At 62.5% G+C, this 14751-nt stretch carries 17 protein-coding genes; 5 read left to right on the top strand and 12 right to left on the bottom strand.

What is annotated here, in order from left to right; translation table 11 throughout:
* Positions 1–246: 246 nt before the first annotated feature.
* Positions 247–984: a PspA/IM30 family protein gene (locus JMN37_RS06215; RefSeq protein WP_252931363.1), complete on the bottom strand. Its 738-nt coding sequence runs from the start codon at positions 982–984 to the stop codon at positions 247–249.
* Positions 984–1358, bottom strand: a complete 375-nt coding sequence (gene trxA, locus JMN37_RS06220; RefSeq protein WP_070975350.1) for a thioredoxin — start codon at positions 1356–1358, stop codon at positions 984–986. The genes JMN37_RS06215 and trxA overlap by 1 nt, the downstream gene beginning before the upstream one ends.
* A gap of 93 nt (positions 1359–1451) precedes the next feature.
* Between trxA and JMN37_RS06225 the strand changes: the two genes are divergently transcribed.
* Positions 1452–1652 carry a heavy-metal-associated domain-containing protein gene (locus tag JMN37_RS06225; protein WP_071565750.1) on the top strand — a complete coding sequence of 67 codons (201 nt, stop codon included), beginning with the start codon at positions 1452–1454 and terminating at the stop codon, positions 1650–1652.
* Positions 1652–3841: a heavy metal translocating P-type ATPase gene (locus tag JMN37_RS06230; protein WP_252931364.1), complete on the top strand. Its 2190-nt coding sequence runs from the start codon at positions 1652–1654 to the stop codon at positions 3839–3841. Before JMN37_RS06225 ends, JMN37_RS06230 begins: the two co-directional genes overlap by 1 nt.
* On the opposite strand, the gene JMN37_RS06235 is transcribed toward JMN37_RS06230, so the two are convergent.
* From JMN37_RS06235 to JMN37_RS06275, 9 genes are all read right to left on the bottom strand, one after another.
* Positions 3831–4025 carry a hypothetical protein gene (locus JMN37_RS06235; protein WP_070361729.1) on the bottom strand — a complete coding sequence of 65 codons (195 nt, stop codon included), beginning with the start codon at positions 4023–4025 and terminating at the stop codon, positions 3831–3833. The two genes, JMN37_RS06230 and JMN37_RS06235, sit on opposite strands and share 11 nt — an antisense overlap.
* A 129-nt stretch (positions 4026–4154) precedes the next feature.
* Positions 4155–5627, bottom strand: a complete 1473-nt coding sequence (gene dnaB / locus JMN37_RS06240; protein WP_071573828.1) for a replicative DNA helicase — start codon at positions 5625–5627, stop codon at positions 4155–4157.
* A gap of 436 nt (positions 5628–6063) precedes the next feature.
* Entirely contained in the window at positions 6064–6516 is a 453-nt protein-coding gene (gene rplI / locus JMN37_RS06245; protein ID WP_070361727.1) for a 50S ribosomal protein L9, read from the bottom strand.
* 47 nt (positions 6517–6563) lie between these two features.
* Positions 6564–7133 carry a single-stranded DNA-binding protein gene (locus tag JMN37_RS06250; protein ID WP_070361726.1) on the bottom strand — a complete coding sequence of 190 codons (570 nt, stop codon included), beginning with the start codon at positions 7131–7133 and terminating at the stop codon, positions 6564–6566.
* Between the two features lie 41 nt (positions 7134–7174).
* The gene (gene rpsF, locus JMN37_RS06255; RefSeq protein WP_070361725.1) at positions 7175–7471 is read right to left on the bottom strand and encodes a 30S ribosomal protein S6; all 297 of its coding nucleotides are present in this window, start codon (positions 7469–7471) and stop codon (positions 7175–7177) included.
* A 136-nt stretch (positions 7472–7607) separates the two neighbouring features.
* Entirely contained in the window at positions 7608–7796 is a 189-nt protein-coding gene (locus tag JMN37_RS06260; protein ID WP_071573826.1) for a hypothetical protein, read from the bottom strand.
* On the bottom strand, positions 7724–9238 hold the full coding sequence (locus JMN37_RS06265) for a glycosyltransferase family 87 protein (RefSeq protein ID WP_252931365.1): 1515 nt from the start codon (positions 9236–9238) through the stop codon (positions 7724–7726). Before JMN37_RS06265 ends, JMN37_RS06260 begins: the two co-directional genes overlap by 73 nt.
* Positions 9239–9248: 10 nt before the next feature.
* Positions 9249–11438, bottom strand: coding sequence for a transglycosylase domain-containing protein (locus tag JMN37_RS06270; RefSeq protein WP_252931366.1), 2190 nt, complete (start codon positions 11436–11438; stop codon positions 9249–9251).
* Positions 11439–11501: 63 nt separating this feature from the next.
* Complete coding sequence (locus tag JMN37_RS06275) at positions 11502–11864, bottom strand: DUF5318 family protein (protein WP_070478730.1); 363 nt, start codon at positions 11862–11864, stop codon at positions 11502–11504.
* 97 nt (positions 11865–11961) lie between these two features.
* Between JMN37_RS06275 and JMN37_RS06280 the strand changes: the two genes are divergently transcribed.
* Genes JMN37_RS06280 through JMN37_RS06290 form a run of 3 tightly spaced genes read left to right on the top strand, consistent with a single transcriptional unit; the run spans position 11962 to position 13870 of the window.
* Positions 11962–12411 carry a MarR family winged helix-turn-helix transcriptional regulator gene (locus JMN37_RS06280; protein WP_070361721.1) on the top strand — a complete coding sequence of 150 codons (450 nt, stop codon included), beginning with the start codon at positions 11962–11964 and terminating at the stop codon, positions 12409–12411.
* Between the two features lie 14 nt (positions 12412–12425).
* Positions 12426–13385 (top strand): universal stress protein, encoded by a 960-nt coding sequence (locus JMN37_RS06285; protein ID WP_071573823.1) that lies wholly within the window; start codon positions 12426–12428, stop codon positions 13383–13385.
* Positions 13386–13387: 2 nt separating this feature from the next.
* Positions 13388–13870 (top strand): hypothetical protein, encoded by a 483-nt coding sequence (locus JMN37_RS06290; RefSeq protein ID WP_252931367.1) that lies wholly within the window; start codon positions 13388–13390, stop codon positions 13868–13870.
* Here JMN37_RS06290 and trhO read toward each other — a convergent pair.
* Positions 13833–14741, bottom strand: coding sequence for an oxygen-dependent tRNA uridine(34) hydroxylase TrhO (gene trhO, locus JMN37_RS06295; RefSeq protein WP_252931368.1), 909 nt, complete (start codon positions 14739–14741; stop codon positions 13833–13835). The two genes, JMN37_RS06290 and trhO, sit on opposite strands and share 38 nt — an antisense overlap.
* Positions 14742–14751 lie beyond the last annotated feature (10 nt).

Raw genomic sequence — 14751 nt, forward strand, 5'->3', positions numbered from 1 at the left:
ATACGTCGCAGATGACAGTTGCGCAGATGCGCGAGTATATTGAGTCCTACATTGACTTCTATATCCATACAAGGTTGAAGTCGACACTTGGTGATGGTTATACGACCATCGCTGAGCATAGACAGGCGCTGAGTGCATAACTACGAGACAAAGTCCCTCGTGATGCACTCCAACAAAACATCCGCAGCCCCTATTTTCGGGGAATACTACAATCCTGTTACTACAGTTTGCGGCGCTGAGGTTTTCCTAGTCCTTGTTGTCCTCGATTTCCTTCGGGGCCTCGGAAGAGGACGAAGCCGACTTGCCGCCGGAAAGCTCAGCGCGGATCTGATCCAGGCGGGCGCTGGCGGCGACATCGCTGCCAGCGGACTCGATTTCGGTCATCCGGTCGGTCATGGAGGACTTGGCCAGCTCCTGCTCGCCGAGCGCCTGGGAGTAGCGGCGTTCGATCTTGTCCCGGACGCCGTCGAGGGTCGGGACGTTGTCGTTGCCACCGAACTGGTTCATGGAGTCCATGGCTGCGGTGGTCTGCTCTTGCATTTTCGCCTGGTCAAGCTGGGACTCCAGCTGGGAGACCTGGGCGAGCTGCTCCTGCAGGCGCGCCTCTGATTCCTTCTGCTTCGCTTGGGCTTCCTGCGCGGCTTGCTCGGCGGAGGCGTAGGCCTGCTTGGTTTGCTCGAGTTCCTGCTCGACGGACACCAGTTGGGTGGCGATGACCTCTGCGGCGGCGTCGTCGTTTGTTTGGAGGGCGGTTTTGGTCTTCGCCTCAAGGTCCTGCTGGGACTTCAGCAGGCGGTCCAGTTTCATGCTGAGCTGGTTGCGGTTGCCAATGATGGCGGCTGCGTGCTCAGTGATTTCTTGGTGCTGCTTCTTAGCGGCGGCGACGGCCTGCTGGATTTGCACCTTCGGGTCGGCGTTTTCGTCGATCTTGGTGTCGAAGGACTGCATCAGGTACTTCCAGCCCTTTACGAATGGGTTTGCCATTACTGTCCCTCCTGCGCGTTTTGGGCCTCGACCTGGCGGCGGACCTCGTCCATGTCGAGTGCTTTGACCTGTTCGACGAGGTCGTTGAATGCGGATTCCGGCAGGGCACCGGCTTCGCGGTAGACCATGATTCCGTCGCGGAACACCATGAGCGTCGGGATTGCCTGGATATCCAGGGCGACCGCTACTTGCTGGTATTCCTCGGTGTTGAGCTTCGCGAAGGTCACATCCGGGTGCTTCTCGGAGACCTTTTCGTAAACAGGCGCGAACTGGCGGCAGGGGCCGCACCAGGACGCCCAGCAGTCGACGATGACAATGCCCTCTCCGAGAACGGTTTCCTGGAATGTTTCCTCAGTGAGGTCGGTTGTGGCCATTAGGTAGCTCCTTTTCGTTTTTTGTTAGATTGGCAGCTATCAATGCAACACTAACAAGTGCGGGGCGATTCCCGCAGGAAGGAAGGAAATATTATGGCAACGCAAACATTCCAGGTTGAGGGCATGAGCTGTGGGCACTGCGAGCTCAGCATCCAGGAAGAGGTCGGGGAGATCCCAGGCGTGACCTCGGTGAACGCTGACCACACAACCGGCAAGGTTGTGGTTGAGGGCGCAGAGGTGAGCAGGGAGGACGTCGATAAGGCGGTTGAGGAAGCGGGGTTCAAGCTGCTCTAATGTCGAATGCACAGATAGAACTCGGCGTTTCGGGCATGACGTGTACGTCGTGCTCGTCGCGGGTGCAGCGAAAGCTGAACAAGATGGAGGGGGTCGAGGCGTCGGTGAACTTTTCGACGGAGACCGCCTCCGTCGAGTACGATCCGGCGCTCGCGGACCCTGATGCGTTGATCAAAACGATTCGGAACGCGGGCTACGATGCGTTCACGGTCACTGACGCCGACGAGCCGCTTGCCGACGCCCCCTCCGAACCCGAGCGCGACACCCTCCTGTGGACCATCGTGTGGTCCGCGGTGGTGTCGCTGCCGGTGATGCTGGTGTCGATGATTCCGGCGTTGCAGTTCACGTACTGGCAGTGGGCGGCGTTTGCTGCCACGACCCTGGTGTATTTCTCGGCGGGGTCGCTGTTCCACCGCAATGCCCTGTTGAACTTGCGTCACGGCAGCATGACCATGGACACGCTGATTTCCATGGGCACCACGGCCGCCTACGGGTGGTCTATCTATGCGCTGTTCTTCGGCAACGCGGGCGAGCCGGGCATGAAAATGCACATGAGCCTCATGCCGAACTCGGCGGCGATGGACGAGGTCTATCTGGAGACGGTGTGCGTCGTTATCACGTTTTTGCTGCTTGGGCGCTGGTTTGAGCACCGCGCGAAGGGGCGCAGCTCCGAGGCGTTACGCAACCTGCTGCACATGGGCGCGAAGGACGCGACTGTGCTGCGCGACGGCGTGGAAACGCGCGTGCCGATCGCCGACGTGAAGGTCGGCGACACGTTCGTGGTGCGCCCAGGCGAGAAGGTCGCGACGGACGGCACGGTGGTCGAGGGACGCTCGGCGATCGACGCCTCAATGCTCACCGGCGAGTCTGTTCCTGTCGACGTCAAGGAAGGCGACGACGTCACGGGCGCGACCCTGAACACGCACGGCCGCCTCCTTGTACGGGCGACGCGCGTTGGTTCGGACACGACGCTGGCGCAGATGGGCCAACTGGTCAAGGACGCGCAGGCAGGCAAGGCGCCGGTAGAGCGGCTGGTGGACAGGATCGCGCAGATCTTCGTCCCGACCGTGATCGCTATCTCGGCGGTTTCCCTGGTAGCGCACCTGCTGTTGGGCTATAGCGTGGCCGCTGCGTTTACGGCGGCGGTGGCGGTGCTGATCATCGCGTGCCCGTGCGCGCTCGGCCTGGCCACCCCGACCGCCATCCTGGTGGGCACCGGGCGAGGAGCCGAGCTCGGGTTGTTGATCCGCGGCCCGGAGATCCTGGAATCCACCCGCCAGGTGGACACCATCGTGATGGACAAGACCGGGACCGTCACCACCGGCGAAATGACCGTGGTTGACGCGAATGGCAGCAGCGACGCCCTCGCACTCGCCGCCGCCGTGGAGGCGCACTCGGAGCACCCCATCGCCCGTGCCATCACCGCTTACGTCCAGGACGCTCGCACCGAGTCCGTCACCGACTTCCGGAACGAGCCCGGCATCGGCGCCAGCGCGACCGTTGACGACAAACACGTCCGGGTGGGGCGCCCAACGGTTGACCTCGGCGAATACCGGGACGACTTTGAGTCCATGGAGGCGACTGGCGCGACCGTGGTCGCCGTCGAGGTCGACGGCGTGCTTGAAGGGGTTATTGCGGTGCGCGACGCCGTGAAGGAAGACTCCCGGGTGGGCGTCGAAAAGCTGAAGGAGCTGGGGCTCGAGCCGCACCTGCTCACGGGCGACAACCGCGCGACCGCGCTCGCCGTGGCGAAGGAAGTGGGTATCGACGCCGCCAACGTCACCGCCGGCGTACTCCCCGCCGACAAAGTCGAGCTCGTGCGCAGCCTGCAGGACGCGGGCAAACGCGTGGCGATGATCGGTGACGGCGTGAACGACGCCGCAGCGCTCGCGCAGGCCGACCTTGGCATGGCGATGGGCGCCGGTACCGACGTGGCCATCGAGGCCTCCGACATCACCCTGATGAATAACTCGCTGGTCAGCGCCGCCGACGGCATCCGCCTGTCGCGCGCGACGCTGCGCACCATCAAAGGCAACCTGTTCTGGGCCTTTGCGTACAACGTGGTGCTCATCCCCGTGGCAGCCATCGGGCTGCTCAACCCCCTGCTTGCAGGCATAGCGATGGCATTTTCATCCGTGTTCGTGGTGACGAACTCGCTGCGGCTGCGCCGCTTCCGCGCTACGCGCTAAACAGGCCGCGGAGGCGGTGCAGGACACCGCTTGGCTGGGAGGTGGCGGCCAGCTCGTCGATGCTGCGGGGGAGGTTCAGCAGCATCGTCGAATCCTGGTTCTTCGCGACGGTAATACGTTCCTCTAATTGGGCCACCGTGTGGGCGCACGCGGACGGTGCGTCGTGCATCATTCGGACAGACATTGTGACTTTTCCTTCGTTCGTAACTGTGTTAGGCCACAATGCTAGCCAGAAACGCGCAGCGTGTCATGCATGGCGAGCCAACCCTAAGCAAGGGCAGCCTTGGCTGCCCACCCCCGGACGGGTGCAGGATTAGCCGTGCGCCATGTTCACGAAGCGCGAGTAGTGCAGCTGGTGTGCAACCGGAATCGTGTCGATTGGCCCGCCGCGGTGCTTCGCCACGATGATGTCGGCTTCGCCGGCGCGCTCGTCGTCGCGGTCCTGCGAGTCCGGGCGGTAGAGCAGGAAGACCATATCGGCGTCCTGCTCCAGGGAGCCGGATTCGCGGAGGTCGGCGAGCTGCGGCTTCTTGTCTGTGCGGGCCTCGGGGCCACGGTTGAGCTGGGAAATCGCGATCACCGGTACCTCGAGCTCCTTCGCCAATAGCTTCAGGTTACGGGAGAACTCGGAGACCTCCTGCTGGCGCGACTCCACTCGCTTGCCGGAGCTCATCAGCTGCAGGTAGTCCAGCACGATCAGGTCGAGGCCCTGCTGCTGCTTCAACCGGCGCGCCTTCGAGCGGATCTCCATCATGGTGAGGTTGGGGGAGTCGTCGATAAAGAGTGGGGCGTCCTGGATCTCCTCGAGACGGCGGGTGAGCTTCTCCCAGTCCTGTTCCCCCATCTGGCCCGAGCGCATCGAGGACAGCTTGATCTCCGTTTCGGCGGAGAGCATGCGCATGATGATTTCGGACGCGCTCATTTCCAGCGAGAAAATCACTGAGGTCTTGCCCTGCTGGATTGAGCAGGAGCGCATGAAGTCGAGCGCCAGCGTCGACTTACCGACGCCCGGGCGCGCCGCGATGATGATCATCTGCCCTGCGTGCAGGCCGTTGGTGAGCTTGTCCAGGTCAATGAAGCCGGTGGGCACGCCTTGCTCCAGGCCACCGCCCTGCGCGATGGCTGCGAGCTCGTCGACAGTGTCCTGCAGCAGGTCGCCGAGCACCTTGTAGTCCTCGCCGGCGTTCTTGCGAGAGATCTGGAAGAGTTCCTGCTGAGCTCGGTCCACGACGGCGTCGATCTCCATGCCGTCTTCGCCCTCGTAACCGAGCTGCACCACGTGCGTACCTGCGTTGACCAGCTGGCGGAGGATCGACTTCTCTTCGACGATCTCCGCGTAGTAGCGGGCGTTTGCGGCCGTCGGCACCTCGGAGATAAGCGTGTGTAGGTAGGGGGCGCCGCCGACGCGCTCAAGCTCGTTGTTGCGGTCCAGCTGGCCTGCGACGACCACCGCGTCAATGTCGGATCCGTGCGAGTACAGGTCCGTGATGGTCTTGTACACCAGCTGGTTCGCTGGGAAGTAGAAGTCCTCCGGGCGCAACGCGTCCGAAACGTCAGTGATGACGTCCTGGTTGAGCAGCATGGCGCCAAGCACGGAACGCTCCGCGCGCTCGTCGTGCGGGGGCTGGCGGTACTCCTTCAGGTCCTTGCGGCCCCGGTTAAAGTTCGACGACCCGCCGTCCCACTGGCGTGGCTCCGGTGGCACCGAGGACTCCGGAGGCTCCGGTGGTGGAACGTAGTCGTCGTCAAAATCGTCGAAGCTCGCGGCACTCGAGTTCTCAGCCATGCAGCACCCTTTACCCTTTCGTGTTGCACAACAGCGTACCGGATACCCCGGAAATTCACGTACCGCCAGTTGAGTTATCCACAGGGGCTGTGAATAGTTTTCTATTGTGCCTGGGGTCTATCCACAGGGGATGTGCACAACGTGTGGAGAGTGTGTGGAAAAGCCATCGATAGCGCGCGCTACAGCGACATCTTCGCAGGTCACACCACTTTTATTCAAGACCATACCCGTTGGCACCCCCGGTGGAAAACCCGCTACCAGCCGGTTTGACTAGGCGATTACGGTGCGCTAAACGCATTGTCACATGGGCGCCACACCGCCTCACTGTGGAGAGTTATCCACAGGCGAAGGTAGGCAAACGAAAACGGGCCCCGCTCCTCACAAGCGGGACCCGTTCTCAAGCTGTTGTCGTTGGACTACCTATCGGTAATCGTCGTTATTTGCTAACGACCTCGAAGTTCACTTTGCCTTCCACGCTGTCGTGGAGGTTCACCTTGACCTGGTATCCACCGGTCTTGGTAACAAGGCCCTTCGGTACATTGATGCGGCGCTTGTCCAGGGATGGACCGCCGGCTGCCTTGACAGCTGCTGCGATGTCGCCAGGCTTGACGGAGCCGAACAGCTTGCCCTTCTCGGAGGTACGCACTGGCACCTTCACGCCGGTCAGCTGGTCGAGCTGATCACGCAGCTCCTTTGCGTGGTCCAAGTCGCGGACCTCGCGCTCCTTCTGTACACGCTGAATATCACGGATCTGCTTCTCTGCACCGCGGGTGGCTGGGATAGCCAGGCCACGTGGGAGCAGGAAGTTACGGCCATAGCCGCCCTTGACCTCGACGATCTCGCCTGCCTCGCCAAGGTTATCAACGGCAGCGGTGAGGATCAGTTTCATGAATCCTAACCTTCCTTGAGTTGAAAATGCTTATGTGTGGGAAATGCTTAGAACGGGGGCTCGTCGTCCATCCCGCCGAATCCACCGGCAGGTGGAGCCGAATTCCACGGATCGTTTTGTGGCTGCGACTGCTGTGCCTGCTGCTGTTGCTGTGCAGGCTGCTGCGGTGCCTGACCAAACCCACCCATGTTCTGAGGCTGCTGCTGTTGCTGTTGCTGCTGTGGGCGACCGTAACCCGAGTTGCCCTCGCGTGGCGTGCGCTGCACGTTCGCGGTGGCGTACTTCAGGGACGGGCCCACCTCATCAACTTCGACCTCAAACACGGTGCGGTTTTCGCCCTCGCGGGTCTGATAGGAGCGCTGCTTCAGGCGACCGTTGACGATAACGCGCATGCCCTTCGTGAGGGACTCTGCGACGTTCTCCGCCATCTGACGCCAGCAGTTACAGGTCAAAAACAGGGCCTCGCCGTCTTCCCACTGATTCGTGTCGCGGTTGAACTGGCGTGGCGTGGAAGCGATGCGGAAGTTCGCTACCGCTGCACCACTTGGAATAAACCGCAGTTCCGGGTCCGCAACCAGGTTGCCGACGACGGTGATCGGTGTATCGCCTTGTGCCATTGTTTTGACTCCTTCGTTTCCGTGGTTCCGAAAGCCGTTCTTTACTTGTCGGTTCGCAGAACCTTGGTGCGCAGCACTGATTCGCTCAGGCTCAGCACACGATCGAGCTCTTGGACGGTATCTGCTGCGCATTCAAGATTGATGACAGCGTAGATGCCCTCTTCCTTCTTGTTGATTGGGTACGCAAGACGCTGCTTGCCCCACACATCAACGTTTTCTACCTTGCCGTTTTCCTTACGGACGATCTCGAGGAACTTATCCAGGGACGGGGCAACGGTGCGTTCATCCTGCTGTGGATCGAGGATGATCATTACTTCGTAGTGACGCACGGACCTCATCACCTCCTATGGTCTAGATTTGAATGTTTTCGGCCGCCGCATTGTGCGGTGGCAGGAGGGTCGTTGCGTCAAGCAACCCCACCAGCGTACCCCACCCGTTACGCTGGGCAAAATACTTCTCGACGCCCCCTCCGCCCTACTGCGGATTGGGCACGGCTACGAAGACCGCGAGGATCACCGGAATGACGGTAATGAAGACAAAAGCGGCAAGACCGTAGCCAACGGCGCGAGGGATTTCTTGACGGTTAGTCGCTACGAACGCTGCGGCGATGAAACCGAATCCGACTGCGATTGAGGCGATTCCGGTAACGGTTGCGGATCCCATGCTGGCTCCTTCCAATCTTCAGGGGTAGTCAGAAGCGGGTCGTGGCCGTTGTGTGCGGCAGCAACTTTATCCTCGCGCTTGCCGAACATCTGCTGGATAACCAGCACCATAATGGCGATGATGAGTGCGTCGCGGGAGATGATGACGGTGTCCAGCAGCGCGCCCGGGGCGCCCTTTTGGTCCTCGCCCATCATGTGCCACATCAGCACTGGCCACACCATCATGTCGACCGTCATCCAGGTCAGCAGGAGGCGCCAGTACGGCAGGGCTAGGACAGCGGGAACGATGAACCAGATGGAGTACTGGGGGCTCCACACCTTGTTGAAGAGGAGGAAGAAGCCGACGATGAGCACGAACAGCTCGGCGACGCGCGGCGTGCGCGGCGCCTTCAGGCCAAGCACGAGGACGGCTGCGCAGCCCGCGAGGAAGAGCACCAGCGTAACCGTGTTCAGGATGACGGGGGCTCCTTCGCCACTGTCGAATCCGCTCCACCCGAAGACGCGGTTGATCACTGCGTAGATGGTGGTCCACTCCCAGCCGCGGTCAGTGTTCAAGCGGTTGAACTCGTTCCATGCCTCCGGGTTGTGCAGGTACACCGGCAGGTTCACCGCCACCCAGGTCAGTGCGGTGGCGGCCACCATCTTCAGGAAGGGCACGAAGGTGCGCTTCCTGATCGCCAGCACCAGGTAGGCCCCGAGGATGAACAGTGGCCACAGTTTGAATGCGGTGCCGGCGCCGATCAGGACGCCTGCCAGCCAGTACTTCTTGTTGCGCACGGCGAGCATGGCTGCCACGACGAAGAAGATGGATGGGATGTCCCAGTTGGTGAACAGGTGCATGATCAGCAACGGGGAGCCGACGACGAGCAAGGTGTCCCAGATTCGGTTACCGGCTAGCTCCGCCACCATGCGCGCCGTGACCACCCAGATGGCGGCCAGGATGAGCACGGTGACGTAGAAGTACCAGCCGGATTCCGGCAGGATGCGGGAGACCACAAAGTAGGTGTTGCGGGAGATGAACGCGCAGAACTGCTGGAACAGGCCAGCGAGCACTGGGTACTCCATGTAGCGCGTCAGGTCACCCTCAACCCAGGAGAAGTCGTAGACGAAGCCCGGCTGGTCCAGGCCGCGGCCGCCGTACAGCGGCAGGATGTCGTTGTAGCAAAAGGAGGTGTACTGCCGGTTTCCGTCCCAGTTGACCTGCATGATGCCGTTATCGTCCAACTTGCCCATTGCGCAGTTCGACTTCGACAGCGCGCCGAGGCCAATGAAGACGTAGGCGAGCGCGAAGATGGTGCGTAGCGGCGTCCAGAACTTGGAGCGACCAATTTGGGCGAAGCGCCCCATCGGCCCGCCGAGGAACTCAACCCAACCGCGGGCGGCGGGTTCGGTGAGGGCTGGCTGGACGCGATCCTTCGGGTCAGGCCACGTGGTTGCTGTCATCGTTGCTCCGTTATCCAAAGATATCGTTTATAACCTGGTCGATTGCGTCCTGTACCGGGTCCGGCCGCGGCGCGGGCGCCGGTGCTGGCGCCGGAGCCGGAGCCGGTGCGGGGGCTGGTGCCGCCGGCTGGCCAGGTCCGGCCTCGCCCGTCGGCGCGTTGGCGTCGGCGCTTGGCGACGCCGCATCCGCCGGAGCACCCGTGGTCGAATTACCGGAGAAGCCACCGTAGTAGCCGCCCAGGTTCACGCCGCCCGAGTAGGGGTGGACGCCCCAGTACACCGGGGATGCCTCAGGGAAGTACTCGAAGTCCTGGCCCTGCAGGAGGGAGTCCAGCACGTTCTTCCAGATCCGGCCCGGGGTGTCGGCGCCGAACATGTTGCCGCCGTAGGAGTTGAAGATGGCCGAGGTGTTGTCGGCAGTGCCCACCCACACGGCCACGGCGAGCTGCGGCGTCGAGCCGACGGTCCAGGCGTCCTTGTTCAGGCCGGTGTTGCCCAGCTGGGCAGTACCGGTCTTCGCGGCTGACGGACGGCCGCCGGCCAACACGGCGTTGGAGTACGGGACGACGGACTGCATCGCCTTAATCACGTTGTCGGCGACTTGCTGGGAAACACGGCGCTCCGTGTAGCCCGGGTCGAACTCGTAGAGGACCTCGCCGTAGGCGTCGGTGACGCGCTGCACGAAGTGTGTCGGGTGCGCCAGGCCGCGGTTCGTCAGCGTGGACACCGCCGTAGCCATATCGAGCACGCGGGACTGGTACTGGCCCAGCACGATGCCCTCGTAGGGCTGGCCACCGTTCTCACGCAGCGTCACCGGGATACCTGGGATGGAGCGGGCCACGCCGAGAGCGTGCGCCATGTCAGCTGTGTCCTGCGTGGTGTTATCCAGGTCATCCTGGATGCGCATGAACGCGGTGTTCGAGGAGGTGCGGGTGGCATCCAGCATGGAGATCATGCCTGCGCCGCCACCATCCCAGTTCGTCACCACGTGGCCACCCGGCAGCGTCACAGGGGTTGCCGAGTACATCGCGTTGAGCGGGATGCCCTGCTGTAGGGCCGCGGCCAGCGCGAAGATCTTGAAGGTGGAACCGGTCTGCAGACCTGCGTTGGCGTAGTCCCAGCCGGAGGGGTCGTCGCCACCGTAGTAGGCGCGTACTGCGCCCGTCTTCGGGTCGATGGCCACGACGCCGGTGCGGGCGTCGTCCTGCAGGAGCGAAAGCTGCTCGCGGGAAATCCGCTCGACCTCTGACTGCGAGTTCGGGTCAATCGTGGTGGTGATCTTCAACCCACGGTTGGTAAGGTCCGACTCGGAGATGCCGATGGTGGCCAGCTCCGTCATCACCTGGTTCTTAATCAGGCCGTTCGGGCCGCTCGCCTCGGTGTAGGCGGAGTAGGTCGACGGATCGCGGGTCTCCGGGTACTGCAGCCCGGCGCGCTTCGCAGGGTCGAGCTTGTTCGTCTCAACGAGCCCGTCCATCACGTAGTTCCAGCGGGCCTTCGCACCGTCAGGGTTGGTCCACGGGTCGAGCTGGCTCGGCAGCTGGATGGAGGACGCAAGCACGCCGCCCTCCTCCAGCGTCAGCTCGCTGGCCGGCTTGTCGAAGAATGCGTGCGCAGCAGCCTCGATGCCGTATGCGTTGCGCCCGAAGTAGACGGTGTTGAGGTAGGCGTTGAGGATTTCTTCCTTGGTCCAAGAGTGGGTCATCTTGATGGAGTACACCAGCTCCTTGGCCTTGCGCTCATAGGAGTGCTCATTGCCGACCAGGGCGTTCTTCACGTACTGCTGCGTAATCGTGGAGCCACCACCGGCTGATGCGTTGCCGGTAATCTGGCCGATCACGGCGCGACCGAAGCCGGTGAAGGAGAAGCCGGAGTTGTCCCAGAAGTCGCGGTCCTCGGCAGCGAGGACGGCGTTTTGCACGTCAACTGGCACCTGCTCCAGCGGGATCTGAACGCGGTTGCCCTCCGGCGGCACGATGCGAGCCAGGTCGGTTTTGCCGTCGTTAAAGTAGAGGTTTGAGATCTGCGCCGTTTCGATCTCATGCGGCTCCGGGATGTTCGCCCGCTGGTAGTTCCAGATAAACCACACAGCTGGGATGCTGGCCAGCAACACCACGAGCAGGAGCATGGCTAGGACCCATTGGCCCGTCCGCGACCGGGACTTGGATGGGGTCTTGGTTTTCTCGTCTACGTTAGTCACACATTGTCCCTGTACGATCACCTACAGAATTGCTACAGCACACACTACCCGTACCGGGCGTTTTTACCGCACTGGAGTGGCGGTCCATTCTTGCAACAAGTGGTTCCAGTGGCAGTGGGGGCACACTTCCACCTTGTGCACGGTGATTGGGCCGACCTCACCCACGAGGGTGTCAATCTCAGCCTCGCTGCGTGCGGTGCCGGTGCGACGTCCAAGCTTTTCGCTGTACACCCAGCGCACTTCTCGCATGTCACGGCCGCAAATTGGGCAGTTTCTTTTCGACGCCTCTCCGTGATGTTCTGCGGCTGCGCGGAGGAGGAAGTCGGCGTCGCAAAGCTCTTCTTTGGGAATGTGCCCGGCGTGATAGGCGCGAAGGGCCGCCCGGCGTTGCCATTCGTGCGAAACTTCGTGCTGGTAGGTGAACATCGCCGCCATACTAGCGCAACAATATAGTTTCCTTCGCCTATGTATAGAATGATGCGTTGCACGTTTTGTTCGTCTCTTTTGTACAAGGCAGGTCCTTATGGCTGATCGTCCTGACCCGTTGGAGTTGGCACAGCGTATTCGCCCGGCGATGACGAGTTTGTATGTCGCGTATTTCCGAAATACGGAACGCTCCGACCTCACCGGCCCCCAGCTTTCGATCTTGCGTCGCCTCGAGGTGGAAGGGCCGAGCCGGATCAGCCATATCGCCACGTCAGAGGGCGTGCGGATGCCGACGGCCTCGAACACCATCAACCAGCTGGAGAAGCGCGGCCTCGTGCACCGCACGCGCTCCGCGGAGGACAGGCGCGGCGTGCTCGTCGACCTGACTGACCAGGGCAAACGTGAGTTGAGGCGAGTGGGCAAGGAGCGCACGCAGTACCTCGCGGATATGCTCGCCACGCTTGATGACGCCTCGCTGCAGCAGCTCGACGCCGCCACCGAGGCAATTAATACCCTGGCAGACGTCTACGCGAACCCGGAAAGCTAATACACTAGGTCGGTATGGCGCCACGATCTTTCTCTTCTGAACTAGCCCAGTCCTTTGAGTCTGAGCGCCCACTTCGAGTGCTCGTTGGTTGGGATGCTTCCAACTCGGAGGCGATCGAGTTCGCCGCCTGGCTGGGGCGGAGCCTGCCCGTGACGGTGCGGGTTGCGGCGTCGGTGTCGGGTTCGTGGACGAAGTCGCTGTCGTCGAAGAAGTACGACAAGTGGCTGCAGAAGCAGCGAGACACCATCAGCGAGAAGGCCACGAAGGCGCTGAAGCACGAGTTGCCACGTTCGCAGTGGGCGGACCCGGTGGCGCAGGTGCTGGAGCGCGGCAGCCTCGCGGAGTGCCTGTTCGAGATGGCGGACGGTTTCGAGGCTGATATTTTGCTGCTCGGCTCGAAGTCGAAGACGTCGAAGGGCCGCTTCCGGCCGACGTCCGACGCGGACGAGATGATGCACTCCTCCCCGCTTCCGCTGGGCCTGGCGCCGAAGGGCGTGCAGCTTTCGAAGAAGGGCATCACCCGCGTCACCTACTCGCTCATCGACTCTGGCGCGGTGCAGCCGAGCTTCTCCGGCCTGGCGTACGCCACCACGCTCGCCTGCCTTCTCGACGTCCCCCTGCGTATCATCGCGTTTTCCCCCAGCGAGGGCGGCGGTTTCGATGACCAGGAAGACCAGATGGAGTGGAACGAGGCCGCGCTCGGCCTGTTGGACCGCGCACGCGACTCGGCGTTTGCTGTCGCGGAACACCTCGGGCCGGAGCACACCGAACGTCTCGACGTCTCCACCTTCGTCGCCACCGGCAAGGGTTGGAAGAAGGCCATCGACTCGGTGAAGTGGAAGAAGGGCGACATTTTGTGCCTGGGCTCGAAGTCCTCGGGCCCGCTCAAGCGCGTGTTCGTTGGCACCCGCGAGGGCGAGTTCATCCGCTTCGCCCCCGTGCCCGTCATCGTGTACCCACGAGGGAAGCACTAACCATGGCTGACGTGTTTGACCACCCCGAAAACGATCTGCATTCCGGCGCGGACCGCTTCTCCCGCGTCCGGCCGGAACCGGCCAGCTTCGACGAGCTGGCCTTAGAGCCGGACCCGCTGGAGGTCGCGCGGCGCAACAAGGCGTCGACGAAGCAGGCGATCGCGCTTGCTGTGGTGACGGTGCTGGGCACGCTGTTGTTCGCGTGGGCACTCGCCGCCGTCGCCCGCGTGCAGGGCGGCCCCCTGTGCGAGGCCGGGGACGCGACGTGGCTGTGCACCGAGTCGTGGCGGACGTGGTGGGCCGTCGTTACCTCGATTCCGCCGGTGGCGGGCCTGCTCACCTGCGCGGTGCTGATGGTGCGCAAGCTCAACCGCTACGAGCGCTGGATCCCCTGGATGGGCGTGTTCTGGCTGCCCATCGTGCCGTTCACCATGTGGTGGCTGACGGTCACGATTGGGATGCTGGCGCTTGATGCGACGCACTAGCGCAATCTGCGCAGTAGGGGTTCTCCTCCCGGCAGGCCTCGCAGCTTAAGTACTGGTGGCGGCACTCCGGCTCGCTCGCGCAGTTATAGAACATGTTCGACGGCGCCCCGCAGTGCACGCAGTGGCCAAGCTGCACATAGTCCGGGTCATTCTCCGGGCCGAACTCGGTGTGCATCCGCTTATCGAACACGTACAGCGAGCCCTCCCACAGGCCCGAGTTGCCGTACTTCTCGCCGTAGCGGACGATGCCGCCGTCGATCTGGTAGACCTCCTCGAAGCCGCGGTTCTTCATCAGGCTGGACAGGATCTCGCAGCGGATACCGCCGGTGCAATAAGAGATGACTGGCTTGTCCTTCATCCAGTCGTACTTGCCGCTCTCCAGCTCCTTGATGAAGTCGTGGGTGGTTTCCACGTCCGGGACCACAGCGTTCTTAAACTTGCCGATCTCAGCCTCGCGGGCGTTGCGGCCGTCGAAAAACACAACATCCGGGTTGTTGGCCACCAGCTCGTTGACCTCCTCCGGCTTCAGGTGTGTGCCGCCCCCGACGACGCCATGCTCGTCCACCTTCAGCTCGCCCGGCGCGCCGAACGCCACGATCTCATCGCGCGCCTTGACCGACAGCTTCGGGAAGTCCTCCGCGCCGCCCTCAGACCACTTGAACTCGATGCCCCGGAAGTACTCCTTCGTCTTCTTCACGTAGGTCTTGCAGGCCTTAATGTCGCCGCCGACGGTGCCGTTGATACCGTCCTTCGAGATCAGGATGCGGCCAGTCAGCCCCAGGCCCTCGCAGAGGTCGCGCTGCCAGAGGCGCACCGCGTCCGGGTCCGTGATGGGCTGGAACTTGTAATACAGGAGGATCTTGCTCGTCATGCCCACGAGT

It is taken from the genome of Corynebacterium lipophilum (assembly GCF_024102595.1).
GTDB lineage: Bacteria > Actinomycetota > Actinomycetes > Mycobacteriales > Mycobacteriaceae > Corynebacterium > Corynebacterium pseudogenitalium.

Bases quoted from the DNA above. Each gene is read 5' to 3' on its own strand.
- JMN37_RS06215 (WP_252931363.1), bottom strand. From the start codon at position 984: ATGGCAAACCCATTCGTAAAGGGCTGGAAGTACCTGATGCAGTCCTTC.
- trxA (WP_070975350.1), bottom strand. From the start codon at position 1,358: ATGGCCACAACCGACCTCACTGAGGAAACATTCCAGGAAACCGTTCTC.
- JMN37_RS06225 (WP_071565750.1), top strand. From the start codon at position 1,452: ATGGCAACGCAAACATTCCAGGTTGAGGGCATGAGCTGTGGGCACTGC.
- JMN37_RS06230 (WP_252931364.1), top strand. From the start codon at position 1,652: ATGTCGAATGCACAGATAGAACTCGGCGTTTCGGGCATGACGTGTACG.
- JMN37_RS06235 (WP_070361729.1), bottom strand. From the start codon at position 4,025: ATGTCTGTCCGAATGATGCACGACGCACCGTCCGCGTGCGCCCACACG.
- dnaB (WP_071573828.1), bottom strand. From the start codon at position 5,627: ATGGCTGAGAACTCGAGTGCCGCGAGCTTCGACGATTTTGACGACGAC.
- rplI (WP_070361727.1), bottom strand. From the start codon at position 6,516: ATGAAACTGATCCTCACCGCTGCCGTTGATAACCTTGGCGAGGCAGGC.
- JMN37_RS06250 (WP_070361726.1), bottom strand. From the start codon at position 7,133: ATGGCACAAGGCGATACACCGATCACCGTCGTCGGCAACCTGGTTGCG.
- rpsF (WP_070361725.1), bottom strand. From the start codon at position 7,471: ATGAGGTCCGTGCGTCACTACGAAGTAATGATCATCCTCGATCCACAG.
- JMN37_RS06260 (WP_071573826.1), bottom strand. From the start codon at position 7,796: ATGGGATCCGCAACCGTTACCGGAATCGCCTCAATCGCAGTCGGATTC.
- JMN37_RS06265 (WP_252931365.1), bottom strand. From the start codon at position 9,238: ATGACAGCAACCACGTGGCCTGACCCGAAGGATCGCGTCCAGCCAGCC.
- JMN37_RS06275 (WP_070478730.1), bottom strand. From the start codon at position 11,864: ATGTTCACCTACCAGCACGAAGTTTCGCACGAATGGCAACGCCGGGCG.
- JMN37_RS06280 (WP_070361721.1), top strand. From the start codon at position 11,962: ATGGCTGATCGTCCTGACCCGTTGGAGTTGGCACAGCGTATTCGCCCG.
- JMN37_RS06285 (WP_071573823.1), top strand. From the start codon at position 12,426: ATGGCGCCACGATCTTTCTCTTCTGAACTAGCCCAGTCCTTTGAGTCT.
- JMN37_RS06290 (WP_252931367.1), top strand. From the start codon at position 13,388: ATGGCTGACGTGTTTGACCACCCCGAAAACGATCTGCATTCCGGCGCG.
- trhO (WP_252931368.1), bottom strand. From the start codon at position 14,741: ATGACGAGCAAGATCCTCCTGTATTACAAGTTCCAGCCCATCACGGAC.